The organism is Methylomonas sp. MgM2 (assembly GCF_054172045.1).
Window position 1 is genome coordinate 302,678 of record NZ_JBSYXO010000001.1, and the last position, 25,682, is coordinate 328,359.

20 protein-coding genes are annotated in these 25,682 nt (G+C 53.6%); 14 read left to right on the forward strand and 6 right to left on the reverse strand.

Translation table 11 applies throughout. The features are described from left to right. The first annotated feature begins 1 nt into the window (after window position 1). Both recG and ACW73I_RS01395 read left to right on the forward strand, forming a co-directional pair. The gene (recG, locus tag ACW73I_RS01390) at window positions 2-2,110 is read left to right on the forward strand and encodes an ATP-dependent DNA helicase RecG (RefSeq protein WP_458027403.1); all 2,109 of its coding nucleotides are present in this window, start codon (window positions 2-4) and stop codon (window positions 2,108-2,110) included. A gap of 16 nt (window positions 2,111-2,126) precedes the next feature. Beyond that, window positions 2,127-4,331, forward strand: a complete 2,205-nt coding sequence (locus tag ACW73I_RS01395; RefSeq protein ID WP_458027404.1) for a diguanylate cyclase — start codon at window positions 2,127-2,129, stop codon at window positions 4,329-4,331. A gap of 69 nt (window positions 4,332-4,400) precedes the next feature. Here ACW73I_RS01395 and ACW73I_RS01400 read toward each other — a convergent pair whose 3' ends face one another. Next, entirely contained in the window at window positions 4,401-4,715 is a 315-nt protein-coding gene (locus tag ACW73I_RS01400; RefSeq protein ID WP_458027405.1) for a non-heme iron oxygenase ferredoxin subunit, read from the reverse strand. Window positions 4,716-4,922: 207 nt separating this feature from the next. On the opposite strand from ACW73I_RS01400, the gene ACW73I_RS01405 reads away from it, so the two are divergent. Next, the gene (locus ACW73I_RS01405) at window positions 4,923-5,075 is read left to right on the forward strand and encodes a hypothetical protein (RefSeq protein WP_458027406.1); all 153 of its coding nucleotides are present in this window, start codon (window positions 4,923-4,925) and stop codon (window positions 5,073-5,075) included. Window positions 5,076-5,177: 102 nt separating this feature from the next. After that, a complete protein-coding gene (locus tag ACW73I_RS01410) occupies window positions 5,178-5,459 on the forward strand; it encodes a DUF5710 domain-containing protein (RefSeq protein ID WP_458027407.1) in 282 nt (93 codons plus the stop codon). A gap of 137 nt (window positions 5,460-5,596) precedes the next feature. Here the strand turns inward: ACW73I_RS01410 and ACW73I_RS01415 are convergent, their stop codons facing one another. Then, window positions 5,597-6,253, reverse strand: coding sequence for a DUF1614 domain-containing protein (locus tag ACW73I_RS01415; protein WP_458027408.1), 657 nt, complete (start codon window positions 6,251-6,253; stop codon window positions 5,597-5,599). Between the two features lie 143 nt (window positions 6,254-6,396). On the opposite strand from ACW73I_RS01415, the gene ACW73I_RS01420 reads away from it, so the two are divergent. Together ACW73I_RS01420 and ACW73I_RS01425 are read left to right on the forward strand one after the other, a co-directional pair. Next, window positions 6,397-6,933 (forward strand): YgjV family protein, encoded by a 537-nt coding sequence (locus tag ACW73I_RS01420; RefSeq protein WP_458027409.1) that lies wholly within the window; start codon window positions 6,397-6,399, stop codon window positions 6,931-6,933. Between the two features lie 567 nt (window positions 6,934-7,500). Continuing rightward, the gene (locus ACW73I_RS01425; protein ID WP_458027410.1) at window positions 7,501-9,582 is read left to right on the forward strand and encodes a carbon starvation CstA family protein; all 2,082 of its coding nucleotides are present in this window, start codon (window positions 7,501-7,503) and stop codon (window positions 9,580-9,582) included. A gap of 105 nt (window positions 9,583-9,687) precedes the next feature. On the opposite strand, the gene ACW73I_RS01430 is transcribed toward ACW73I_RS01425, so the two are convergent. The 4 genes from ACW73I_RS01430 to ACW73I_RS01445 form a co-directional block, all read right to left on the reverse strand. Further along, a complete protein-coding gene (locus tag ACW73I_RS01430) occupies window positions 9,688-10,095 on the reverse strand; it encodes a DUF2750 domain-containing protein (RefSeq protein ID WP_458027411.1) in 408 nt (135 codons plus the stop codon). A gap of 236 nt (window positions 10,096-10,331) precedes the next feature. Beyond that, window positions 10,332-10,805 carry a transcription elongation factor GreB gene (gene greB / locus ACW73I_RS01435; RefSeq protein WP_458027412.1) on the reverse strand — a complete coding sequence of 158 codons (474 nt, stop codon included), beginning with the start codon at window positions 10,803-10,805 and terminating at the stop codon, window positions 10,332-10,334. Between the two features lie 83 nt (window positions 10,806-10,888). Next, complete coding sequence (dtd, locus tag ACW73I_RS01440; RefSeq protein ID WP_458027413.1) at window positions 10,889-11,329, reverse strand: D-aminoacyl-tRNA deacylase; 441 nt, start codon at window positions 11,327-11,329, stop codon at window positions 10,889-10,891. A gap of 139 nt (window positions 11,330-11,468) precedes the next feature. Next, window positions 11,469-11,873, reverse strand: coding sequence for a gamma-glutamylcyclotransferase family protein (locus tag ACW73I_RS01445; protein WP_458027414.1), 405 nt, complete (start codon window positions 11,871-11,873; stop codon window positions 11,469-11,471). Between the two features lie 348 nt (window positions 11,874-12,221). On the opposite strand from ACW73I_RS01445, the gene ACW73I_RS01450 reads away from it, so the two are divergent. The 8 genes from ACW73I_RS01450 to recB all read left to right on the forward strand — a co-directional run bounded on the left by ACW73I_RS01450 (window position 12,222) and on the right by recB (window position 25,679). Further along, the gene (locus ACW73I_RS01450; protein ID WP_458027415.1) at window positions 12,222-12,866 is read left to right on the forward strand and encodes a uracil-DNA glycosylase; all 645 of its coding nucleotides are present in this window, start codon (window positions 12,222-12,224) and stop codon (window positions 12,864-12,866) included. Next, the gene (uvrC, locus tag ACW73I_RS01455) at window positions 12,863-14,710 is read left to right on the forward strand and encodes an excinuclease ABC subunit UvrC (protein WP_458027416.1); all 1,848 of its coding nucleotides are present in this window, start codon (window positions 12,863-12,865) and stop codon (window positions 14,708-14,710) included. The genes ACW73I_RS01450 and uvrC overlap by 4 nt, the downstream gene beginning before the upstream one ends. Then, complete coding sequence (gene pgsA / locus ACW73I_RS01460) at window positions 14,694-15,257, forward strand: CDP-diacylglycerol--glycerol-3-phosphate 3-phosphatidyltransferase (protein WP_458027472.1); 564 nt, start codon at window positions 14,694-14,696, stop codon at window positions 15,255-15,257. Before uvrC ends, pgsA begins: the two co-directional genes overlap by 17 nt. 64 nt (window positions 15,258-15,321) lie before the next feature. Then, entirely contained in the window at window positions 15,322-15,924 is a 603-nt protein-coding gene (locus tag ACW73I_RS01465) for a TetR/AcrR family transcriptional regulator (protein ID WP_458027417.1), read from the forward strand. A 51-nt stretch (window positions 15,925-15,975) separates the two neighbouring features. Next, complete coding sequence (gene tviB / locus ACW73I_RS01470) at window positions 15,976-17,247, forward strand: Vi polysaccharide biosynthesis UDP-N-acetylglucosamine C-6 dehydrogenase TviB (RefSeq protein WP_458027418.1); 1,272 nt, start codon at window positions 15,976-15,978, stop codon at window positions 17,245-17,247. Window positions 17,248-17,249: 2 nt separating this feature from the next. After that, window positions 17,250-18,257 (forward strand): NAD-dependent epimerase, encoded by a 1,008-nt coding sequence (locus tag ACW73I_RS01475; RefSeq protein ID WP_458027419.1) that lies wholly within the window; start codon window positions 17,250-17,252, stop codon window positions 18,255-18,257. A gap of 190 nt (window positions 18,258-18,447) precedes the next feature. After that, window positions 18,448-21,990 (forward strand): exodeoxyribonuclease V subunit gamma, encoded by a 3,543-nt coding sequence (gene recC / locus ACW73I_RS01480; RefSeq protein ID WP_458027420.1) that lies wholly within the window; start codon window positions 18,448-18,450, stop codon window positions 21,988-21,990. Next, on the forward strand, window positions 21,987-25,679 hold the full coding sequence (recB, locus tag ACW73I_RS01485; RefSeq protein ID WP_458027421.1) for an exodeoxyribonuclease V subunit beta: 3,693 nt from the start codon (window positions 21,987-21,989) through the stop codon (window positions 25,677-25,679). Before recC ends, recB begins: the two co-directional genes overlap by 4 nt. Window positions 25,680-25,682: the final 3 nt, after the last annotated feature.

A 25,682-nucleotide genomic window follows, 5' to 3' on the forward strand; every position in this document is an offset into this window, starting at 1 on the left:
CATGCCCCATCAGGCGCCTCAACACCTGCCTGTCGCCACATTGACGGGCATAGGTTCCCAAACCGCCATTCGTCTACAAAAACTGGGCATCACTTGCGTTCAAGACCTGCTATTTCACCTACCTCTGCGTTACCAGGATAGAACGCGGATCCATCCCATCGCCAGCCTCGTTCCGGGCATGGCCGTATTGATTTGCGGCCGTATCGAATATACCGACACGGTGCAACGGGGCCGAAACAGCGTCATTTGCCGAATCAGCGACGACAGCGGCATGCTCTCTTTACGGTTTTTTCATTTTTCGGCACAGCAAATCAATAAACTGCGGGGCGGGACTTATCTGAGCTGTTTCGGCGAAGTCAGGCAAGGTTTTAACGGCCTCGAAATGATACATCCGGAGTATAAAGTTATCGTCGAAGGCACGCAGCCTACGGAAACCCGATTAACGCCCGTTTATCCTTTAACCGAAGGCGTGTCGCAAATCACGCTGCGCAAAGCGGTCGACCAAGCCTTAAGCCGATGCCAGCATAGCGCCGATACCTTGACCGATTGGCTGCCGGCCCGGATTCGGCAAACCCATCATTTCCCCGAATTAAGCGAAGCCTTATTGACGATACACCATCCGCCCGCCAACCTATCGGCAGAAACGTTACAGAACGCGGATTTACCGGCCCTAAAGCGTCTGGCATTCGAAGAATTCCTTGCGCATCACCTCGCCCTGCTACTTAGCAAACGCGAATACAAATCCTGGCGTGCCCCGATCTTCACGGTCGACAAAGCCGCTAAACAACGTTTTTTAACCCATCTACCTTTTCGGCTCACCAACGCGCAACAACGCGCCATCGAAGAGGTTGAAAACGATTTAAACCAAGCGCATCCGATGCTGAGACTGGTGCAAGGCGATGTCGGCTCCGGCAAAACCTTGGTCGCCGCGCTGGCCGCTTTGACCGCTATCGGCTCCGGTTTTCAAGTCGCCTTGATGGCGCCGACGGAATTGCTGGCGGAACAACATTACCGCAACTTTAGCAATTGGTTCGCGCATACCGGCTTCCAGGTATTTCTGTTAACCGGCCAGCTGAAAGGCAAAGAGCGTAACGCTACGTCGGGCGCTTTAGCCGACGGCAGCGCCAACATAGTCGTCGGGACTCATGCCTTATTTCAAGACAACGTCAAATTCCAAAATTTGGGCTTGGTCATCATCGACGAACAGCACCGTTTCGGCGTGCAGCAACGCTTGGCATTGCGTGCCAAAGGCCACCGCGGCAACCGGGTTCCGCATCAATTGGTCATGACGGCTACGCCGATACCGCGCACTTTGGCGATGCTGCAATATTCCGATCTGGACATTTCCATCATCGACGAACTGCCGCCGGGCCGCAAACCCGTGATCACCAGCGCAATCCCTTCAGACAGGCGGGACGAAGTGATTGCCCGCCTCGGACATTGGATCGCACAAGGCCATCAGGCTTATTGGGTATGCACGCTGATCGAAGAATCGGAACAACTGCAATGCGAAGCCGCGGAGAATACCGCGCAATATTTGCAAGATGTATTGCCCAGGGTTCGAATCGGTTTAGTCCACGGACGCATGAAAGCGGTCGATAAAGATCGGGTCATGCAAGCGTTTAAGCGCGGCGAGTGCAATCTACTCGTCGCAACCACCGTTGTCGAAGTCGGTGTAGACGTCCCCAATGCCGGTTTAATGGTCATCGAAAACCCCGAACGCCTGGGATTATCGCAACTGCATCAATTGCGCGGCCGGGTCGGACGCGGCCAAGTCGACAGCTATTGCTTGCTGTTGTATCAACCGCCTTTATCGCAAAGCGGAAGAGAGCGCTTGAGGATACTTCGAGAAAGTAACGACGGTTTCAAAATAGCGGAAAAAGACTTAGACTTGCGCGGCCCCGGCGAAATCATCGGTAATCGCCAAACAGGACAAATCCAATTCAAAATAGCCGATCTAACGCGAGACAAGGCGTTGCTGGAGCAGGTTCAGGCAGCCGCCGAGCTGATTTGCCGGGAACATCCGGAAACCATTCAGCCCCTGATCGAACGCTGGACCGGCTCGATACAAAATCCGAATAGCCTGTTTGCGACTGTGTATAGCCCATAACAAGATGATCGTGTAAATGATTAATTACCATGTAATATACAAACATTGGCCGTGGTATATTCGTTATCCTATCGCACTCGGCTTGTTTCTAGTCGCATTGGCGCTACGCTTCGTCAGTTTACCGGCCGAAGGCGGACTTGCCTACGTCACCTTCTATCCGGTCATTATTATTTGTTTCTATCTACTGGGTACGGGACCCGGATCGCTGATTTCGGTCTTATCAGGCTTAACGGGCTTTTATTTTTTTCTGCCGCCGTACCAGAGTTTTTCATTATCGCTTAGAGGCTACAGCTCTCTACCCTACTTTTATTTGACCGCCTTTCTGATCGGATACGCGATCACTACATTGCATGCCTATGTTGACAGGTTGCGTAATAAAAGCGCCCAATTAGAAAATCTCCAACGTATTTACGCTGCGGTCTTTGAAACCGATAAATTGATTTCCAAAAAGCTGGAACCTTTGGTCCTTTTCAATGAAGTCACCAGAATCGCAGTCGAATGCGGCGGAATGCAAATGGCTTGGATCGGCAAACCCAACGACTTAACGGATTCGATAGCGCCCGTTTCAAGCTACGGAGAGGGCACCGGCTATATCAACGACCTATGGATTTCGACTCGAGAGGATTTGCCGGAAGGGCGCGGATCAACCGGCACCGCTTTTAGGGAACAAAGAACCGTTCTGGTTCAAGATTTTCTGAAGGCGCCCCATACCAAACCTTGGCATCAGCGCGCCAAAACCTACGGTTGGCAATCTTCGGCTTGTTTTCCGGTGATGGTCGACGGAAAGACTTATGCCTTGCTGAACGTTTACGGGGCGAACCCAAACGTCTTCGACGAGGAAGCCGTAACGCTGCTGGAGGGCATCGCAGCGAATTTAGGTCACGCTCTCGACGAATATAATATGGAGCAAGCCCGCCAACAGGCGGAAACCCAATTACAACAGGCGAAGCTCGAGGCGGAAACGGTTAAAAACCGCTTGGAACATTTGCTAAAGCACGCGCCGGCGGTAATGTACGCATGCCATGCATCCGGCGATTTCGGGGCTACTTTTATCAGTGAAAACATAACGGCTTTACTTGGTTACCGGCCGCGTGACTTCACCGACGACTCGGCATTCTGGATTAACCATATTCATCCGGACGACCGGCCAATCATACTGGAGGATCTCAAACATGCGCTGACCGGCGATGCGCATTTGCACGAATATCGCTTCTTACGGAAAGACGGCGTTTACCGCTGGATGCAGGACGAATTGGCCATCATCCGGAACAGCGAAGGACAATTGCAGGAGATGGTCGGTTATTGGATAGATATCACCGAGCGTAGGGAAATGGAAAAAACGCTGCATTTCCGTCAATTCAGCTTGGATCATGCCGAGGAACAAGTCTACTGGATAGACCGGAATGCGCGGTTTATCGATGTCAGCGAGAACGCCTGCCGAAAGCTGGGCTATACACGCGATGAATTGCTTAAGTTAACGGTAGCGGATGTCGATGCCGTTTTCCCAATCGAACAGTGGTCCAACCATTGGCGAGAACTTAAGTCCGAAGGATCGTTACGTTTTGAATCCATCCATAAGACGAAAGCGGGAGAAACCTATCCAACCGAAATCGTGGCGAATTTTTTCGAATACGACGGTAAAGAGTACAACTGCGCACTTGTCCGCGACATCACCGACCGAAAACAACTTGAAGAACAGCTTAAACAACGCGCTCACATCGATTATCTGACCGGTGTGAGTACACGCCGCTATTTTATGGAACAAGCCGAGCTGGAAATCAATCGGTCCATACGCTACGACAACCCGCTATCCATCATGATGCTGGATGCCGATCATTTCAAACGCATCAACGACAATCACGGCCATAAGACCGGGGACCTGGTCTTGAAAAAGCTGGCCGAGACTTGCAGGCAATCTTTGCGCGAAGCCGATATGATCGGGCGCATGGGAGGAGAGGAATTCGCTATCTTGCTGCCGGAGACCGAACAACAGGCAGCGATCGAAGCCGCCGAACGATTAAGGATAGCGATATCTGCTGCAAAACTACCGTCAGACGCCTGGCTTCCGCTTCAATTCACGGTTTCGATCGGAGTCTCGTCACTGACATCCAAAGGCGAAAATATTGACGTGCTGCTCAACTTAGCCGACAAAGCGCTGTATCAAGCAAAAAAGGCCGGCAGAAATCGGGTTGTGACACTCAACGCAAACGGCCCCGCTTAGCACACGGCGCGATATCGCTTATGTTCGCCGCGTTGGCTCATGTTAACCGGCACGACTGACTGAAACAATTTATCGTTCGTCCGTTACCTGTATCCTTCCGTCAACCACTCTTGTCGGAAACGTAGCGAGATCCTCATAGGCCGGGGGACATTTGACTTCACCCGTTTTCACGCAAAAGCGAGCCCCGTGCCGCGGACAAACGATCTCGTCGCCTTCCAGGACGCCGCTGGCGATTTCGGCACCGTCATGCGTACAAACGTCCTCAACCGCGAATAACTCGCCGTCAATTTTAAAAATCGCAACATCGTAACCGTCGACATCGACAACTACGTGTTCGCCTTCCGCCAAAGCCGAGTCGGCCATTACGTCTATCCAATCCGTCATAGCGATCCCATTCTGATTATGTCTGCTAAAACCAAAGCGTAAAACTCTTTCCTAAATGCGATGAACGATTACGCGCAAACTAATAAGACAATATCCGGCCATGCTAGTTGTTTCTTATAAATCAACAAATTATGTCACCATAGCATTATTGTTAATGACATAAGTCGGCCTTATAGTTTAAACGTCCTAAATTATCGGAGTTTCATCATGAACAGTTTAGCCAAGATTGTAACAGGGCTGGCGTTTGTTGCCGGAATCGTCGGCATTATCTACGGCGAATACATTATTTCATCGGCCTTATTCGCCACGACAACATATACCAGTAATATGTACAATAACCGAAAGAAACACCAACACTGACGGACGCCGGGATCAGTCCCAATCTGATCCCGGCGCATCCGATCAGTTCGCTATGCCGATCTTTTTAACGCTCTGCCCCACCTTTGCTTACGTTTTCTCGTCATGCCCGAATCAAAAACCTACCTCAACGTCCCGTACGCCGAAAAAGATGCGGCAAAAGCGCGTGGAGCGCGGTGGGATCCTACCAACAAAAAATGGTACGTGCCTGCGGGCAAAAACACCGCTCCGTTTGAACAATGGCGCGTCACGACAAATCCTCAACCGGCAAAACCGAAGACATCAAATAACTCCGCCGCCGTTTCAAGTAACAAGGAAGGCGCCTACACCTATCCGACCATCGAAGAATTCGTAGCATACAGCGGCGACCTGCCACCTTGGGACTGATCGACACAATGTCGATTTAGCACGCCACATAGCTTAGCGACTTGGATTAGCCCCCAAAGCTTGAAAGCCGCTCAACATTTTAGGTCGCTCGCTACGCGAAATCACAATGTTTATTACACGGATTATTTCTTGCTCATTTAAGCCAGCAGCGCGGCTATAATCCCGGTCATAAAAATACCGTCGAAAGTACCCGCACCGCCAATCGATGCGACAGGAACTCCCAAGTCCGCGACATTCCTGATACGAAGCACATCCGCCCCGAGCAGTACGCCTAAGACGCCGCTGATATAAGCGAGATGGGCGGCGTGTTCGGTATCCAGCAGCAACGCCAGCATCACCGATACGACAGGTGCGATCAAGATAGGCATACCGATACCGATTCCGGGAATGGGCCGGCTCAATTTATAGCTCAGTGCTGTAATCGCCGACAACGCAATCATCCAATGTAATGGCTGTACCACTTGTAGGAATATAAAATATAGGCACAAACTGACCGGGATCAAACAACCGCCGACGTTGATAGCAATGACGGTATAACCTTCCCTGGCGGGCTGGTACAGCTCCCAGACCGGCCTGCCCCCCGGCCGCATAACCAGATGCCCCGTTTGGCGAGTTTTCAACTTGAACAGCGGCAGATTGATACCGCTGCCGAATAAAGTTCCGACGACTATCGCTATCGTTGCTTCCGGCGTCAAACCTAATTTGGCGAATGCGATTTCAAATACATGGATCTGTATCATCGCAACAAGCAGCAATGACATCAGTAAAAACATCAATACTGAAATGACCGGCATAGCGCACTCCTGATTTTGGAATCAAAAACTTATTCTGGGTCTCGGCTAAGGTATCATTAGCTCCGTTAATTCCAAAGCAATCTATATGGAGCACCCTGTTTGGCGCCCGCATCCCGAAGAAAACCGAATTCACCGGCTAGTTCATGTTGGCAGACTTATCGGATACACGAACTTTAGCCTACATCATCGGAAGCATTGCCGTTCTAATGGAATGGAGAGCTTATTACTTATCGTCCGGACAGGGGTTCCGCCGTTGGTCGGCCGCGGGCGCAATACTTTGGGGACTTCAATACATGCTGCTGAACGCCTGGACCGCCGGCCTGACGATGGGATGCACCGCGCTACGCACCATGATTTCCGACCGGTTACCGGCAGGATTCCACAAACACATCGCGGCGTGGGCATTTGTTTTGTTATTCGCCGTTCTAACTCAAGCATCTTGGCAAGGGATCATTTCCTTGCTGCCGGCTTTTGCCGTCATCAATACGACATTGGCATTGTTCTACTTGAATAACCGCGACATGCGTATTGCGATGTTGGCATCCAGCATGGCCTGGATCAGCAACGATTTTTACTGGCAGGCTTGGCCGGCATTACTGGCCGAACTGGTCGCCATGGGCATTAACCTGAAAACGATCCGCGCCTTCTTCTCGACAACCGACCGCTCCGATTTGCCGTAGAGGCGACTAAGAACTTTTGCTCGGCAACACCGTGTCGACGAGCCTTGGCCACTCATTCAAACGCGAACGCCGCGGGTATCCCGCACGGTCTAGCCGCTTCATCGCCGGTCATTGTCCGATAGCCGATTGCCTTAATCCCCGCATACCGTGCATGACACTCGGAATCGTAAGTAAGGATATCGTCCAAAATAACTTCCCGATATGGCAATAATCACTGGGGACGTACCGAGTGAGGATGTCGGCAGCAAGGACGCTGCCGTCAAGCCCCCATGGAAGGGTTCACGGCGTTCCTCATTCGGTATGCCCAGGGTTCGCACCGGCAAAACGGGAAGTGGTTTTTGGCCAAATCCTTAATCCCCGCATACCGTGCATGACACTCGAAATCGTAAGTAAGTCATGCGCGTTCTCCTTGTTAGAATAACGGCTTAACGAAGGTCGGCCGGACTCCCGGCGGTTCCGATCCGACGAAATCATTTACCAAGTTGTCTGCCGTAATACGCCTTGCCGTGCTAATATTTTGCGGCTGTTATGCCGATTTAAACTACATTAGCCCACCGAATCCAAACCATGCCGGCGACAAATACTCGTTTTACTTCCCTTCTCTTCTGGTTCTTGCTGGCGCTCACAGGCGCATATGCTGTCGGCGGAATCGCCCTGCAACGCGGGGAAACCATCAACAGTATGTGGATAGTGACCGCCGCCGTCTGCGTCTATGCCTTAGGATACCGTTTCTACAGCGCTTTCGTCGCGACCAAGGTACTGGTTCTGGATGCCAGCCGCGCCACGCCGGCCGAACGTTTTAACGACGGACGCGACTTCATGCCGACCCACAAATGGGTGGTGTTCGGCCATCATTTTGCCGCGATCGCCGGCCCCGGCCCATTGATAGGCCCCACCCTGGCCGCGCAGTTCGGCTATCTGCCGGGGACCTTGTGGATATTGATAGGAGCGGTATTAGGCGGCTGCGTGCAGGATTTCGTCACACTGTTTTTTTCGATACGCCGCGACGGCCGTTCACTCGGGCAGATGGCCAAGGACGAACTCGGCAGCATAGGCGGTACCGCGGCGATGCTGGGCGTCATGACCATCATGATCATCCTGATTGCCGTGCTGGGCCTGGTGGTGGTCAACGCGATGAAGCACAGCCCTTGGGCGACCTCCACGGTCGCGGCCACGATTCCGATCGCGGTGTTAATGGGCGTTTATCTGAACAATTTGCGGCCGGGCCGCGTGGCGGAAGCGACCCTTATCGGCGTGTCCCTGCTGATTTTCGCCGTGATCGGCGGCGGCTGGATAGACGAAAATCAAGCCGTCCGCGGCTGGTTCGATTACGACGCGCCCCAGCTGGCGGTGATGGTCATACTGTACGGCTTCGCGGCGGCCGTATTGCCGGTCTGGCTGCTGCTGGCCCCGCGCGATTATCTGTCCACCTTCATGAAATTAGGCACGATCGCGGCGCTGGCGATTGCCATCGTGGTGTTGCGCCCGGAATTGAAAATGCCGGCCCTGACCCAGTTCATCGACGGCAGCGGCCCGATCTTCGGCGGCAAATTATTTCCGTTCGTGTTCATCACGATCGCTTGCGGCGCGATTTCCGGCTTTCATGCGCTGATTTCTTCAGGCACCACGCCTAAACTGCTGGCCAATGAAACCGATGCCCGCTTCATCGGCTACGGCGCGATGATGATGGAATCCTTCGTCGCCATCATGGCGATGATTGCCGCATCCGTTTTGGAACCCGGCGTGTTCTTCGCGATCAACAGCCCGGCCGGCATTGTCGGCAAAGAAGCCGTGGACGCCGTCGCCAAGATCAGCGCTTGGGGCTTTCCGGTCAGCGTCGAACAAATGCAGGAATTGGCCGCTACCATGGGCGAATCGACCTTGTTCGCCCGCACCGGCGGCGCGCCGTCGCTGGCGGTCGGCATGGCCAGCCTGTTCGCCCAAGTATTCGGCGCGAATTTGTTGGCGGCTTGGTATCATTTCGCGATCATGTTCGAGGCCTTGTTCATCTTGACCACGCTGGACGCCGGCACACGCGTGGCCCGCTTCATGCTGCAGGACATGCTGCGCACCTTCAATGTCGGCCTGGGCAATACGACGCGCTACCCGAGCGTGCTGGCAACCAGCGCCATCGTGGTCAGTGCCTGGGGTTATTTCCTTTACATGGGTACGATCGATCCCTTGGGCGGCATCAACAGCCTGTGGCCTTTATTCGGCATCGCCAATCAAATGCTGGCGGCGATTGCGTTGTCCGTGGCCACAACCATCCTGGTCAAATCCGGCAAACTCAAATACGTCTGGGTAACCGGCGTGCCATTGACCTGGTTGATCGTGATCACCAGCAGCGCGGCCTGGGAAAAACTGTTTTCGGATGACTTGCGGGTCGGCTTTTTGGCACATGCCGGCGACTTGGCGGGCAAATCGGCCAGCGGTGTTTTAAATTCCGATATGGCGGCCAAAGCGCCGCATTTGATTTTCAACGACTATTTGAATGCCGGCCTCACCGGCATGTTTATGTTGATCACCTGGCTGTTGGTAGCGGACATGCTACGCATCGTCTATTGCGTGATTGCCGGCAAACCTCACCCGCAATCGACCGAATCGGAACATATACCCAGCCGTCTGGTGGAGAGCTGGGTTAGAGACTAAGGCTATAGCTATCGGCACGCACCGAGTAGCCGGGCAATTCGGCCGATAACATGAGATCGCGAAGACGATGTGTCCGCTCAGATTCGCGCTTGCGCCAAGCGAGCGTCAATCGCCAACGGAGTAGTCACGCGCTTCCATCATGTTTTCCAATATGCCGAATAAACGCTGCGGGCTAATTAGGCAACCGGGCCGATCCCGGCGGGGCATGACTTCGACCGCCAAACCTTGGCGGGCGATCTTGTTCAAGGTTTGATAAGCGAAAAACTCCACCGAATCCGCCACGGCTTTTAGCTCGGACCATTCGCCTACCGCGGCCTCTTCCGCAAAACCCTGATAGGGCCAGACAGGCAAGCTTTCCCGACCTCCCGATTCACGCGTGACCGCTTGCGGCCCGTCTCGCAATGTCCAGACTTCATCCGTCTCGAAGGCCCGATACAGAAAATATTCCAGCAACTCGTCGTCGGTCATCGTAGGGACCGCAGCATATTCGTCTTTATGAGGTTCGTAGCGCATATCAATTCCCGCGTGTTTTCGACAAAGTCAACGATGCAAAAATAGAGCCATAGCTTAAACGGCAAACCAAGCGTCTGACTTATATGACGCCACGCATGGTTTGAATGCGTCGGAATTTCAAACAATTGTATCGAACACCCTTCGGCATTGTCGCAAAAGCGACTAGAATGCCGTCCGCCCCATCCAGAGGAGTTGCGTTGAATCGGCGACTTCCCCGCATCCGATTCTGAACCGACTCATTTTTGGTATTCGATTCGATTGACATACCAAACGAATTCGCCCGCTTCCGTTTTTACCACGGCCTCATCGTCGACCTCCTTTTTCAACAAAGCCCTGGCCATGGGCGAGTCGACGGAGATATAGTCTTTACAATCAAAGATTTCGTCGTAACCGGCAATGCGGAATCGCTTGGTTTCGCCGGCGTCATTTTCTATTTCTACCCAAGCGCCGAAAAAAACTTTTCCTTCCTGGTCCGGATGGTAATCGACCACTTTTACGATATCGAGCCGTTTTTGCAAATACCTGACCCGTCTATCGATCTCGCGCAAGCGTTTCTTGTTGTATTGATAGTCCGCGTTCTCGCTACGGTCGCCCAAACTAGCCGCCCAAGTGACCATTTTGGTCACTTCGGGTCTTTCAACGCGCCATAAGTGATCTAATTCTTGTTGAAGTTTTTCATAACCTTGCCGTGTGATCAGCGGCGTTCTCATATACCCATTTCCTCGATAATTCCTAACACGCCCGGCGCTTTAACCTCGAAACGCCCTTCCCGCCGAACCGATGCCTTGCGCGATCATTGACAACGCAAGGTAAAGGTTACCGGCCCGTCGTTGATCAATGAAACCCGCATATCGGCCCCGAATCGGCCGAATTGTACACCGTCATAACTTGCGGTGGCTTGCCGCTGGAAATATTCGAACATCTCGCGTCCGAGTTCGGGCGAGGCGGCGGAGGTAAAACTAGGCCGATTGCCTTTCCGCGTATCGGCCGCTAAAGTAAATTGCGGCACTATCAATAAGCCGCCCTGGATGTCGCGCAAGCTCAAATTCATCTTGCCGTCGGCATCGGCGAAAATGCGATAATTCAGAATTCTCTCCAGCAGTCTATCCGCTTGCGCCCGCGTATCTTGTTTCTCCACGGCCACCAAGGCCAAAATGCCTTTGCCTATCACGCCGATATCGCTGCCGTCCACAGTCACTTTGGCTTCGCTAACACGTTGTATAATCGTAATCATGGGCTGGGTAGAGGTATTTATACCGGAATAAACAAAGTTCAATCGAAACCGGTCGAATTCGGGCGGCGACCGATGGGAACGCGACTATTCCGTCGTTGCCTTAAGAATAAAAACCAGCGACGGCGGCATGGCGATACGGTTACGATAGGCAATCGAAATAATCGCCGCTCGGTATCTGGCGAAGGCCATAGACGGAACGGCGAAACCAATAAACCCACGCTTTGGTAGTCTTACCGTCGCCCAAAGTCACGGTCGCGGCTAAGCGTTGATATTCGTGAGGTTGAGGAAAATGCTCCGTACATTCCTCATATTCATCCACGACACGCAGAAGCCCTTCAGGCTTGAATAAGCGGTAAACTTCACCGTAAACTCGACTCTTGCTACCGTATGGCGCCGGTATCGCTCCGGGATAACGATCGACTTGATAAAGTTTTCCCGGTACGCTGGCACTATGGATAAAGGTTGCTTTATCCTTTAAATAAGGATGAAAATCGCCGCCTTTTGCTCTACGCAAGGTGCCGTAAACAAAAAGATGATTCAGCATAGAATAGGCAACCCCACTATGAATATAGACGCTCGAAAAACAGTTTAAACCATCGAGGCCGAAACACCATGATATAAACGCAAATCGAGGCCGTAACCGGAATAGGTCCAAGATCGATGACCATTAAAACAGCGAGGACCAGTATCCATTTGGCACGCCAGAACAATGACGGCCTAGGCATAGGCGCTCACGACGTTAACATGGTAGCGTGGTTTTAAATGACTCATTTAAACCTCCCTAAGGAAAATACATCGACCGGTGGATCAATCATAACATTCAGTTCATTAAATCCACGTGTACTAAACCTAAACGATTCAGTCCCGAATGCATTAAATTTCAGTTTTTGACATGGTAGAACACTGCTTCGATTCCAATTGCACGGCCTGTCCAAGGCTGTCCGATTTCCTATGCGACGTAAAGCGCAAACATCCCGATTACCATGCGCAGCCGGTCGCGCCGTTCGGCGACCCGAACGCGCGTTTTTTAATCGTGGGCCTAGCGCCCGGCATGCATGGCGCGAATGCAACAGGACGGCCTTTTACAGGCGATTATGCCGGCATATTGCTTTATCAGGCCTTATACGACTTCGGCTATAGCAATCAGTTGAAGTCGACCGACCTGAATGACGGTCTGAAGCTCGAAAACTGCCGCATAACCAATGCGGTCAAATGCCTGCCGCCGCAAAACAAACCAAGCACCAATGAAATCAAGCAATGTAATCGCTATTTGGCAGCCGAGATTAACACGCTCCCCGAGCATTCGGTCATTCTGGCTTTAGGCAATATCGCCCACCAGGCCGTACTACGGGCTTACGGCTTGAAAATCAACGCCGCTCCATTCGGGCATCACCGCAAATTCGCGCTACCGGACGGCAATCATTTGATCAGCTCCTACCATTGCAGCCGTTACAATGTGCAAACCAAACGCCTAAGCATGGAAATGCTTGCCGAAGTATTTACGACCGTCCGCCATCTGCTAGCGCAATCCCAGTGACCGATACTGCCGCCACATCAAAATTCGATATCAAGGCGTTTTTAAAAACGCTGACCCAACGTCCGGGCATATACAAAATGCTCAACGACAAGGGTCAAATTATTTATATCGGCAAGGCTAGAAATCTAAAAAAACGGGTTTCGAGCTACTTCCGCAAGCAAGCCGCTTCGCCGAAACAACAAGCCATGGTGGCTAGAGTAACGGCGATAGAGGTGACCGTCACCCATACGGAGGGCGAAGCGCTGCTGCTGGAAAGTCAGCTGATCAAGCAACACAAGCCCCGATATAACATAAGCCTGCGCGACGACAAGTCGTACCCTTACGTTTTCATTTCCACGTTGCACGACTTTCCGCAGCTGTCCTATCACCGCGGTGCCAAAAAACGCAAAGGCAAGTATTTCGGCCCTTACCCCAGCGCCGGCGCCGTCAGGGAAACGCTGAAACTTCTGCAGAAAATTTTTCCGGTGCGTCAATGCGAAGACTCTTATTACAACGCCCGCTCCAGGCCTTGTTTGCAACACCAGATCGAACGCTGTACCGCTCCCTGCGTCGGCTTGATCTCGAAAGAAGCCTATCGGCAGGATGTCGACGACACGATTTTATTTTTAGAGGGCAACGGCGGCCAATTAATAGACCAACTGGTTGAAAAAATGGAAGCCTGCTCGGCGAATTTGCAATTCGAACAAGCCGCCAAATACAGAGATCAAATTCAGCGTCTGCGCGCCGTGCTGGAAAAGTATTTCGTCGAAGGCGAAAAAGGCGACGTTGACATCATCGCCTGCGCCACCAAACTGGAAATGGCCTGCGTGCAGGTTTTTTTCGTGCGTAACGGCCAAAATCTCGGAAACCGGCAATTTTTTCCCAAGTTGGGTCAGGATAATGACGCCGGAGAAATTTTGCAGGCATTTATCAGCCAGTATTATCTGGACAAAACCGTGCCCCGAGAATTAATCGTCAGCCACACGCTACCCGAAAGCGATTTATTAGTGAATGTTTTAAGTAGCCAGGCCGGACATAACGTGCTCATTAGCCAAAATGTGCGGGGTGAACGCCTAAAATGGCTGCAGTTGGCCGTTACAAACGCCGAAAACGCGTTGAGCGCCAAGCTGGCCGACAAGCAAAATCTTTACGCACGTTTTCTGAGTTTGCAGCAAGAACTGGCGTGCGCGGACGTACCGAAACGCCTGGAATGTTTCGACATCAGCCACATTCAGGGCCAACAAACCGTTGCTTCCTGCGTCGTCTTTAATCGTGAAGGCCCGGTAAAATCGGACTACAGACGCTTTAATATCGAAGGCGTCACCGGAGGCGATGACTATGCGGCCATGCATCAAGCGGTCTTGCGCCGTTACAAGAGGCTAAAACAAGGCGAACATGCCGCACCGGATATTTTGCTGATAGACGGCGGCAAGGGCCAAGTCGCTGCCGCTCAAAAGGCATTGGCGGAATTAGCGATAAACAATGTTATGATAGTCGGCGTTTCGAAAGGGCCGGATCGCAAGGCGGGCATGGAAAAAATTATTTTGCCCGACCGGGATCAACCCTTGGCTGTGACTCCGGGTGCAAGCGCCCTGCTTCTGATCCAACAGATCCGCGATGAAGCGCATCGCTTTGCTATTACGGGACACCGGCAGCGCCGAGCTAAGACGCAAAAGCGCTCAACGCTCGAAGAAATAGCCGGGCTAGGTCCCCAGAGGCGCCAGGCCTTATTGAAACAGTTTGGCGGATTACAAGGAGTGTCCAACGCAGGGGTCGATGCATTAGCGAGCATCAATGGCATCAGTAAACAGTTGGCTCAACGAATATACGATACTTTCCACCATCAAGATGGCAGTCAAATTTAATTTACCCACCTATCTAACCTTATTACGCATTGCCCTTATCCCATTGCTGGCAATCGTGTTTTATTTGCCGTGGGAATATAACCGACTACTATGCACGGCCATTTTTTTACTGGCCGGATTCACCGATTGGCTGGACGGTTATCTAGCTCGAAAACTAGATTTGGAAACCGACTTCGGCGCATTCCTGGATCCTGTTGCCGATAAATTGATGGTCGCTTTTGTATTGGTTTTAGTCGTGCAAGCCGAAGCGAACGCCTATCTGGCGATTGCTTCGGCTGTTATCATCGGCCGCGAGATCACCATCGCTTCTCTGAGGGAATGGATGGCCGAAATAGGCCAGCGCGCCAAAGTCAAGGTCTCGCAATTAGGCAAATGGAAAACAACCGCGCAAATGACCGCGATCAGTCTACTGCTCTACCGGGATGATCTATTCAGTTTACCTATCAACGATATGGGCTACTGGCTGTTATACTTCTCTGCGATTTTGACATTGTGGTCTATGGTGCATTACCTGATTGCAGCCTTTTCATCCATCTCGGAATCATAAATGCGGAATTAGATTCCGCGCTCACTACAAGAACAAAACAGCAGGTAAAGCTGTATATAAAAGCATGGAACAAGAAGAAATAGAATCAACGCCAAATACCGCCCTGAGCCAAGATCAAGTTTTACAGGCCGCCTTAAAACTATTTGCGCAAAAAGGTTTTTTTAATACCTCGCTCACCGATATCAAAGAGGCGGTTGGTTTAAAAACCACCAGCGGGATCTATCAATTATTTAAAACCAAACAAGCCATTGCGGAAACGCTACGTGAAAACATACTCGACAGCTTGAGCATCTCAATTGACGATATACGGCGCCGCAACCGCAAAGCCTCCGAGCAATTGCGTGAACTGGTCGATCTGCTGTTCAAACTGGCGGACGATGCGCCCGAAATCATTCAGTTCTTATTTTTCATAAAAACCCAAGACTTCTTGCCGGACTCGCCTCCTTTATTGGAAACGCCGGCTTTTATCAAAATAAAACGCATCATCCAAAACGGCATTAAGGAAGGGGAAATCAAACCCATAGACCCGCTTTTGGCGTATTGCTATTTCTTCGGCATCATCAACCAAACCTTAGGATTAGTGTTACAAAAAAGCCTCCCGAAGACCGCCGATAGCTATCAATCGCAAGCGTGGCTGGCGGCATGGGGATGTATCGTGAAAAAATAATTTCGATCTATATTTAGTTTTTGGCGCGCGAAACGGACAGGAGTGACATTTATGCTCAGTAACATCAAAATCGGCATGATAGGCCTAGGCTATGTGGGTTTACCCTTGGCGGTGGAATTCGGCGGAAAATACCCGACGGTTGGTTTCGACATCAATCAACAGCGTGTCGACGAGTTAAGAGCGGGTAACGACCACACGCTGGAGGTCAGCTCGGAGGAGCTCGGCCGAGCCGTTCATTTGTCTTACACCGCGAAACTCGATGATATCGCCGATTGCAATGTTTACATCGTCACGGTGCCGACACCGATCAACGAGCACAAACAACCGGACCTCACCCCCTTGGAAAAAGCCAGTACCGCACTCGGAAAAGTCATCAACAAAGGCGACGTGGTCATTTATGAGTCGACCGTCTACCCCGGTGCAACCGAAGAGGTCTGCGTGCCGATATTGGAGAAGGTCTCGGGCCTGACCTTCAATCTGGACTTTTTCGTCGGCTACAGCCCGGAGCGCATTAACCCGGGCGATAAAGAACACCGGGTTACTAATATTTTAAAAGTCACGTCCGGATCGACAGCGGAAACCGCCGAAAAAGTCGATCGGCTATACAAAAGCATCATTAGCGCCGGAACCCACAAAGCCAGCAGCATCAAAGTCGCGGAAGCGGCCAAGGTCATCGAAAACACCCAACGCGACGTCAACATCGCCTTGATCAACGAACTGGCGCTAATTTTCAACAAGCTCGGCATCGATACCGAGGAAGTGCTATTGGCGGCCGGCACCAAATGGAACTTTTTACCGTTTCGTCCCGGCTTGGTAGGCGGGCATTGTATCGGGGTCGACCCTTATTATCTAACCCATAAAGCACAGGCGATCGGTTATAACCCCGAAGTCATTTTGTCCGGACGCCGTATCAACGACAGCATGGGTGCCTATGTCGTCACCCGGTTGATCAAATTGATGCTGAAAAAACGCATACAAGTGCAAGACGCCAATGTGTTGATCATGGGTTTGACCTTCAAGGAGAATTGTCCGGATATCCGGAATACTCGGATCGTGGACATCGTCGCCGAGTTAAAAACCTACGGCGTCAATGTCGATGTTTACGACCCTTGGGTCAACCCGGAAGAAGTCATCGAAGAATACGGCATCCACCCCATCGAACAACCGAATAAAAGCAAATACGACGCGATCATACTCGCGGTGGCCCACGAGCAGTTTAGACGTATGCCCATCATCGAAATTCGCGCGCTCGGAAAGGATTCGTCGATTATTTACGACCTGAAGTACCTGTTCCCGGCCGACCAAACCGACGCAAGACTGTAACAATGAAAATAATGATCACCGGCACGGCCGGCTTTATCGGTAATCAACTGGCGCTGAGGCTACTCGAGCGCGGAGACGAAATAATCGGCATCGACAATCTGAACGACTATTACGATGTCAGTTTGAAAATCGACCGCCTGGCCAGAATCAAGGACCATCACAACTTTACCGACGTCAGACTCGATATCGGCGACCGCGCGGGCATGGAAGCCGCATTTAAAAAATATCAACCGCAGAAAGTCGTCAATCTGGCGGCCCAGGCCGGCGTGCGTTATTCCTTGCAAAACCCGCATGCCTATATCGACAGCAATATCGTCGGTTTTATGAACATCCTGGAAGGCTGCCGTCACCATCATGTCGAGCATTTGGTTTACGCCTCCAGTAGTTCGGTTTACGGCGCTAACGAATCGATGCCGTTTTCCGTGCACGACAACGTGGACCATCCGTTAAGTTTGTATGCCGCGTCGAAAAAAGCCAACGAACTGATGGCGCACACCTACAGCAATCTTTACGGCTTGCCGACCACCGGCCTGCGCTTCTTTACGGTTTACGGACCTTGGGGGCGGCCCGATATGGCGCTGTTTTTGTTCACCAAAGCCATCCTGGCCGGGGAAAAAATTGACGTATTCAACTACGGCAAGCACCGCCGCGACTTTACTTATATCGACGACATCGTCGAAGGCGTGATTAGAACCATGGATCGCAATGCCGAGGCCAACCCGGATTGGAGCGGATTAAAACCCGATCCGGGCACCAGCAGAGCCCCTTGGCGGGTCTACAATATCGGCAATCAAAATCCGGTGGAATTATTGAGCTATATCGAAACCTTGGAACGATTCCTCGGTAAGACCGCCGAAAAGAACTTACTGCCGTTACAACCGGGCGACGTGCCGGATACCTATGCCGACGTCGAAGCGTTGGTTAGCGATGTCGGATATAAACCCGGCACTAGCATCGAACAAGGCATCGAGCGCTTTGTCGACTGGTACCGGGAATACTATCAAGTATAAATTCGGTGTGCCGGCGCGACTTCTGCGCTAGCCGAACAAACCGGCTGGAAAACGATTGTTTTTGCCATGATCAGTCTATCGTACGGCTTCTTATCCGGCTATTGACAAGCACGCCGCCGGCGGCGGTTAATATTCGAACATCGACAGTTCTGATGCAGAAGCATTTTTCGGACTTCCGACTAAGGCCGTTATGACGACATCCTCTTTGCCTGCGGGTTTCATGGTCATCCACAGCAACCAGGCCGAGCTGCTACGCCAATTGTTGGTCGATTGGATGAAGGCTCATCCGTTGGAACCGCTGGAAGACGAAGTCATTCTGGTGCAAAGTAACGGCGTATCCCAATGGCTGAAACAGGCACTGGCCGCGGACGAATCGGATTCATTGAGCCGCGGCTGCGGCATAGCGGCGGCTCTGCACGTCACGCTGCCGTCGCGCTTCGTTTGGCAGGTTTACCGGAGCGTACTCGGCCAAGAGCAAATTCCGGAATCGTCGCCTTTCGACAAGCGCTTATTGACATGGCGTCTGATGCGTCTATTGCCCAGCCTAGTCGGCTCCCAAGGCTACGAACCTTTGGCGCGCTTTTTGAAGCAAGATGACGACCTGAGAAAACGCTACCAACTGGCCGAGCGATTGGCCGACCTGTTCGATCAGTATCAGGTTTACCGGGCCGACTGGCTGACGGCTTGGCATCGCGGCCAGGATGTCATGCTCGATTACCACGCAAATCCGACCCCGTTAGACGCCGAACAAAGCTGGCAACCCATGCTGTGGCGCGCCTTGCACGACGATGTCGGTACCGACGGCAACACCAGCCGCGCCGAAGTGCACCAACGCTTTTTGGATACCGCGACAAATCTGGAACTACGCCCGACCGGATTGCCGCGGCGCGTCGTCGTCTTCGGATTGTCATCCTTACCCAAGCAATCGCTGGAAGTACTGCTAGCCGTATCCCGCTGGACCCAAGTGATGTTGTACGTCAACAATCCGTGCCGGCATTATTGGGCCGATATCCTGACCGAGAAGGACTATTTTCGCCGCCTGCAACGGCGCCATAAGCAAAAACCCGGCATGCCGGAACGGCTCAAAGAGGAAGAACTCCATCTGCACGCCCATCCGTTACTGGCCGCCTGGGGCAAGCAAGGCCGCGATTACATCGGTCTGCTGGACGAAATGGACGATCCTGCTCAGTACCAGTCTTTGTTTGCCGAGCATGGCCAGCGCATAGACCTGTTCGAAAGCCACGGCAATAGCTGTTTACTGAACCAACTACAAGACGATATTCTGGAACTGCGGCCGGTCGCCGAAAGCCGCGACACCTGGAGCGCGATCGACCCGGCGCAAGACCATTCCATCCGCTTCCATATCTGCCACAGCCCTCAGCGTGAAGTCGAAGTGCTGCACGACCAACTGCTGGCGGCTTTCGACGCCGATGCGACCTTGAAACCGCGGCAGATCATCGTCATGATACCGGATATCAACCAGTACGCGCCGCACATTCAGGCCGTGTTCGGGCAGATCGCGTCTGCGGACGAGCGTTACATCCCCTACTCGATCGCCGATCTCGGCAAACGCCGGCAAGCACCCCTGGCGTATGCGCTGGAATGCCTGCTCAAACTATGCGAATCCAGGCTGGCGGTCAGCGAGGTGCTGGATTTGCTGAACGTGCCGGCCCTGCGCCTGCGCTTCGGCATCGAAGAATCCGATTTGCCGCTGTTGCAGCATTGGATTACCGACGCTAACATCCGCTGGGGCCTGGACGCCGGACATCGTAAAAGCCTGGGCATCGATTTTAACGATCGCAACGCGCAAAATACCTGGCTGTTCGGTTTAAAACGCATGCTGCTGGGCTACGCGGTCGGCAGCGACCCGACAGGCCGCCGGGAAAGCGACTGGCACGGCATCGAACCCTACGGCGATATCGCCGGCCTGGACGCCGCACTGGTCGGTCCTTTGGCTTTGTTATTGGCTCGGCTGTCAGCCTGGTTTGAAACCTTATCCAGACCGGCAACGCCGGGCGAATGGTCGCTCCGCTTGCGCCAGCTGTTATCGGATTTTTTCGAAGCGACCGACAGTGACGAAGGCATTCTGTTGCTGCAATTGCAAACCTCGCTGGACCAATGGCTATCGGCTTGCGACGCCGCCGACCTGACGGAAGCCTTACCGTTGTCGGTCGTCCGGGACTTCTGGCTGTCCCAGATCGACCAAAGCGACTTGTCGCAACGCTTCTTCGCCGGAAACCTGACCTTTGCGACATTGATGCCGATGCGGGCGATACCGTTCCGCCGCATCTATTTGCTCGGCATGAACGACGGCGAATATCCGCGCGCGTTCGCCGCGATGGACTTCGATTTGATGGCCAAAGACTATAGGCCCGGCGACCGCTCCCGGCGCGAAGACGACCGCTACCTGTTTTTGGAAGCCATTCTTTCCGCCCGCGAACATCTGCACATCAGTTGGGTCGGCCGCAGCGTAAACGACAATAGCGAACGGCCGCCTTCGGTATTAGTCAGCCAGTTGCGCGACCATATCGCCGCCTGTTGGTCCGTGCCGGAAAGCGCCGGGGAAAAATCCTTGATCGACGCACTGACGGTCGAACATAGGCTGCAAGCCTTCAGCAAAGACTACTTTACAACGGCTGCTTCAGGATTATTCACCTATGCGCGCGAATGGCGGCCGGCGCCGGCGGCCGCCCGGCTCGAGCCGGCGCCGGCCGCCAAACTGTCCGCACCTCAATTCGATGCGCCGATCCCCTTGCAGCAGTTGATTGCGTTTTTGAAAGATCCGGTGAAAACCTTTTTACGCGAAAAATTGGGGGTTTTTTACGAAATCGACGACTTGGCCGCCGAGGATCAAGAACCCTTCGCGATCGATGCGCTGAGCCAATGGGCCATGCAAGACGAATTGATCCGCATCAGGCTGGATGCCAAACAACGCGGCGAAACCGAATCCGGCGCAATCAACCGGCAACTCGACCGATTGCGCCGTCAAGGCGTGCTGCCCGTAGGCGCCTCGAGCGACTTAGCGCAAGCGGCCTTGATCGACCCTTTGGATCAATTGTTCGAACTCTACGACGAGACCTGTGCCGCCTGGCCGCAGCCGGTGGAAGACCGGGACATTCGCTTTGCGCACACTATCGACGGCCAAACCGTCGAAATCCAGGGCCGGCTCGGCCAGATATTCAGCAACGGCCAACAGCAACGCTGCCGCATCGAAATCAACAGCAGCAATTTGATCGAGAAAAACAAATATCGGCACGATAAACTGATCTCCGCCTGGATATACCATCTTAGCGGTCATCTATTCGGCCAGCCCATGACCAGCCATTTGATCGGCAAAAACGGTCGGGTCGTGCTGCCTCCCTTAGATCCCGAATTCGCTAGACTACATTTTCAGGATCTGATAGCGGCCTATGCCGCCGGCCTGCGCGCGCCGTTGCCGCTTGCGGTCAAAACGTCGTTCGCTTGGTTGGCGAACCACGGCGAAGCATTCGAAGGGCCGGTAGACACCTGCCCCTACGAAAAAGCCGTCGGCGCCGCGCTATCCGCATATGAAGGCGGCTATTTTTCCGGCGAATTGGCATCCAATTACTACCTGCAGCGGGTGTTTCCGAGTTTCGACTGTCTGTGGAGCCGCGGGGATTTTACGGTTTGGACGGACCGATTGTTAAAACCGATCTGGAACAATGTCGGCGCACCCGCCGATAACGGCCAAAGCCGGGCAGGCGTATCATGACACCGAATCCACTGGAACCGCTCAGTTTCCCGCTGACAGGCAGCCACCTGATCGAAGCCAGTGCCGGCACCGGCAAGACCTTCACCATCGCCGCGCTATATGCCAGGCTGGTGCTCGGCCATGGCGGCGACCGGGCGTTTCTGCAAGGCCAGTCTCTGACACCGCCGGAAATATTGGTCGTGACCTTCACCGACGCCGCAACCAAGGAATTGCGAGACCGGATTCGCACCCGCCTCGGCGAAGCGGCCGATTATTTTCGCGCCGACCCGGCATCGATCAAGCCTAAACCGCCCGGCGAGGACTTGCTCTACGATTTGCGCGCAGACTACGAAGTACGGCAATGGGCGGCCTGCGCACACAAGCTGCAACTCGCCTCGGAATGGATGGATGAAGCCGCCGTATCGACCATACACGGCTGGTGTAACCGTATGTTGCAGGAACACGCTTTCGACAGCCAAAGCCTGTTCACGCAAAATCTGGAAACCGACCAAACCGAGCTGTTTTCCGAAATCGTCCGCGATTATTGGCGCAATCATTTTTATGTTTTGGAAATCGAAGATCTGGTGCAGGTCTTGACGTTCTGGCGACAACCCGGCGAGCTCGAAGCCGCCGTCAAACCCTTGGTGAACCATACCGAATTGCTGCCGGCCGCCCCTATTCCCAAAGAACATTTGCGAGAAAACCGGCGGCAAAAACAAGCGAAGCTGGCCGAACTGAAACAACCCTGGCCGCAATGGACGCTGGAAGTCAAACAACTGCTGGACGATGCGAAAGCGAAAAAGCGATTCAATGGCCAAAAATTAAAATCAAACTGGTATGACGCCTGGCTGGATAGCATCCACGCCTGGGCAAGCGACGACGCACTCGAAGCCCTGAGCTTGAGCGATTCCGCTTGGTATCGTTTGAGCGCCGAAGGCATCGCCGAAGTTTGGAAAGACGACAAGCCGCCCAAGCACGCCGCATTCAGCGCAATCGCCTCCTTGCGCCGGGCTTTGGCGGAACTTCCCGGCCCGGAGCAAGGCATCTTGCGGCACGCGGCGCATTGGATAGCCGATGCCTTCGATGCGGCTCGAAGACAGCGCGCGCAAATGGGTTTCGACGACCTGATCACCGGATTGGAAGCGGCTTTATACGGCGAGCACGGCGAGCGCTTGGCTCAAGTCATCCGCCGCCAGTTTCCGGTCGCGCTGATCGATGAATTTCAAGATACCGACCCTCGGCAATACCGCATCTTCCAGCGGGTTTATCGGATCGCCGACAACCGGAACGACTGCGCGCTGATCCTGATCGGCGACCCTAAACAAGCCATTTACGCGTTCCGCGGCGCCGACATCTACACTTATCTGAAAGCCCGCGAGGCCGTGCAAGACCGGCTATACACCTTGAATACCAATTTCCGCTCGACGCAAGCCATGGTCGATGCGACCAACCACTGCTTTAATTACAGCGAACGGCGAGTGGATTCGGCCGGCGCCTTTTTATTCCGCGGCAACCGGCGCAATCCGGTGCCGTTCCATCCTGTTTTCGCCAAAGGCCGCGATGACGAATTCTTTGCGAACGCCTCGAAGGTGCCCGCGCTGACCATTGCGGTGTTGGCCGAGGACTTGAGCAAAAAAAACTATTTGGCACTGATGGCCGAAATCAGCGCCAGTCAAATCGTCGACTGGTTGAACCAAGGCCAACGGCATCAGGCCGGCTTCATCGATAATGAAGGCCGTTTAAAGCCCGTCAAACCGAACGATATCGCCGTCTTGGTCAATAACCGCGACGAAGCGGCTCATATCAGGCAGGCCTTGTCGCGGCGCGGCCTGCGCTCGGTTTACCTGTCGGACAGGGAATCGGTCTATTCGGGCGCGCCAGCCACCGAAATCTACCGCTGGCTGGCGGCATGCGCCGAACCCGATAACGATAGAGTATTGCGCGCGGCCTTGTCGACCCCGACGCTGGGCCTGTCTTTTGCCGAATTGGATGAACTCAATCACGACGAGTCGGCCTGGGAAGACCGAGTCATTCAATTCAAGCACTATCGGGAAATCCGGCGGAGCCAAGGCGTGCTGCCTATGCTGCGTAACATCTTGTTCGACTTCGGCTGCATGGAACGCTTGCTGCAGCGACCCGCCGACGATGACGGCATCAGTGGCGAACGCATACTGACCGATATACTGCATATAGCCGAGCTGTTGCAAAAAGCCAGTTACAGCCTGGAAGGCGAGCATGCCTTGATTCGATTTTTGGCCGAACGGCAAGCTTCTCCGGCCAATGACAGCGACGCCCAAAAATTGCGGCTGGAAAGCGATGCCGACCTGGTCAAAGTCGTCACGATACATAAATCCAAGGGGCTGGAATATCCCATCGTGTTTTTGCCTTTTATCTGCGCGACCCGTCATGTAAAAAAAACCGACAAACCACTGAAATGGCACGGCGAAGACGGCGAATTGCACATCGGCCTGGAGGCGAACGACGAAGAGCTGCGCCTCGCCGACCGCGACCGGCTCGGCGAGGACATCCGCAAGATTTATGTGGCGCTAACCCGGGCCTGCTATGCGACTTGGCTAGGCTTGGCCGCCCTGAAGGAAAACAGCGACGGCGCAATCGGGCATTTATTAGGACTAGCCGATATTCCGGCCGACCGATTACCGGAAGCAATCCGGGCCTTCGCCGCGAAAGAAAACGCGATTGCCGTCGTTTCCGAACCGGACAGCAGCAGCGATCAATTCATCGATGCGACCGAACAAGCCGATCCGGCCGAGGCGCGCCTTCCCAACCGCTCCGCTGCGGAACGTTGGTGGATCGCCAGTTATTCCAGTCTGCGCACCGAAGGCCAGGCCGCGGCGAGCCCGCCCCCGGCTGTCGAAGACACAGCGCAAGCGGCCAACCTACAAGAAGCGCTGCTGGAGGTTCAGCCCGTCATTCCCTCCGCCGAATTAGCTGCCGGGCCTATTCATCGGTTCCCGAAAGGCGCCGAGGCCGGCACGTTTTTACATGAATTGATGGAATGGGCCGCCGAACAGAGCTTTCAATCCGTGCTGGCCGATCCCGCAGCACTGCATCAAACAATCAGCGCCCGCTGCCGAAACCGGCAATGGGAAGCCTGGATAGAACCCTTGCACGAATGGATTCTGACGATGCTGCGGACCGCATTGCCTATTTCCGACGCCGATCCCTCATTGCCGACCCGTATTACGCTGAAGGATTTGCAATGCTACAAGGCGGAGATGGAGTTCTGGTTCGAAGCGCGTGAGGTCGACCTGCAACGACTGGACGCCACCGTCACCGACTATACCTTGGGCGGCCGGCCGCGCCCGAAACTGGCTAACGAAATCATAAACGGTATGCTGAAAGGATTCATGGATTTGGTGTTCGAGTATCAAGGCAAATACTATGTCGCCGACTACAAGTCCAACTGGCTCGGCCCTCATCATGCCAGTTATAGCCGAACCAGCATGGACGAAGCGGTCCGCGGCCACCGTTACGAGCTGCAGTACTGCATTTACCTGTTTGCCTTGCACCGGTTGTTGACATCGCGCTTGCCCGACTACGACTACGAGCGCCATATCGGCGGCGCGGTGTATTTGTTCATGCGCGGCATCGAAGCCGACACGGCCGGCATCCACTTCGAGCGCCCGCCCAAAATCGTGATGGAGCAGTTGGACAGCCTTTTTAAGGGACAAGAACGGTGCAAGGCGTGAACG

Bases quoted from the DNA above. Each gene is read 5' to 3' on its own strand.
- greB (WP_458027412.1), bottom strand. From the start codon at position 10,805: ATGAGAACGCCGCTGATCACACGGCAAGGTTATGAAAAACTTCAACAA.
- ACW73I_RS01410 (WP_458027407.1), top strand. From the start codon at position 5,178: ATGCCCGAATCAAAAACCTACCTCAACGTCCCGTACGCCGAAAAAGAT.
- ACW73I_RS01465 (WP_458027417.1), top strand. From the start codon at position 15,322: ATGGAACAAGAAGAAATAGAATCAACGCCAAATACCGCCCTGAGCCAA.
- recB (WP_458027421.1), top strand. From the start codon at position 21,987: ATGACACCGAATCCACTGGAACCGCTCAGTTTCCCGCTGACAGGCAGC.
- tviB (WP_458027418.1), top strand. From the start codon at position 15,976: ATGCTCAGTAACATCAAAATCGGCATGATAGGCCTAGGCTATGTGGGT.
- ACW73I_RS01450 (WP_458027415.1), top strand. From the start codon at position 12,222: ATGGTAGAACACTGCTTCGATTCCAATTGCACGGCCTGTCCAAGGCTG.
- recG (WP_458027403.1), top strand. From the start codon at position 2: ATGCCCCATCAGGCGCCTCAACACCTGCCTGTCGCCACATTGACGGGC.
- ACW73I_RS01425 (WP_458027410.1), top strand. From the start codon at position 7,501: ATGCCGGCGACAAATACTCGTTTTACTTCCCTTCTCTTCTGGTTCTTG.
- dtd (WP_458027413.1), bottom strand. From the start codon at position 11,329: ATGATTACGATTATACAACGTGTTAGCGAAGCCAAAGTGACTGTGGAC.
- ACW73I_RS01420 (WP_458027409.1), top strand. From the start codon at position 6,397: ATGTTGGCAGACTTATCGGATACACGAACTTTAGCCTACATCATCGGA.
- ACW73I_RS01395 (WP_458027404.1), top strand. From the start codon at position 2,127: ATGATTAATTACCATGTAATATACAAACATTGGCCGTGGTATATTCGT.
- ACW73I_RS01430 (WP_458027411.1), bottom strand. From the start codon at position 10,095: ATGCGCTACGAACCTCATAAAGACGAATATGCTGCGGTCCCTACGATG.
- ACW73I_RS01405 (WP_458027406.1), top strand. From the start codon at position 4,923: ATGAACAGTTTAGCCAAGATTGTAACAGGGCTGGCGTTTGTTGCCGGA.
- pgsA (WP_458027472.1), top strand. From the start codon at position 14,694: ATGGCAGTCAAATTTAATTTACCCACCTATCTAACCTTATTACGCATT.
- ACW73I_RS01400 (WP_458027405.1), bottom strand. From the start codon at position 4,715: ATGACGGATTGGATAGACGTAATGGCCGACTCGGCTTTGGCGGAAGGC.
- ACW73I_RS01415 (WP_458027408.1), bottom strand. From the start codon at position 6,253: ATGCCGGTCATTTCAGTATTGATGTTTTTACTGATGTCATTGCTGCTT.
- ACW73I_RS01475 (WP_458027419.1), top strand. From the start codon at position 17,250: ATGAAAATAATGATCACCGGCACGGCCGGCTTTATCGGTAATCAACTG.
- recC (WP_458027420.1), top strand. From the start codon at position 18,448: ATGACGACATCCTCTTTGCCTGCGGGTTTCATGGTCATCCACAGCAAC.
- ACW73I_RS01445 (WP_458027414.1), bottom strand. From the start codon at position 11,873: ATGCTGAATCATCTTTTTGTTTACGGCACCTTGCGTAGAGCAAAAGGC.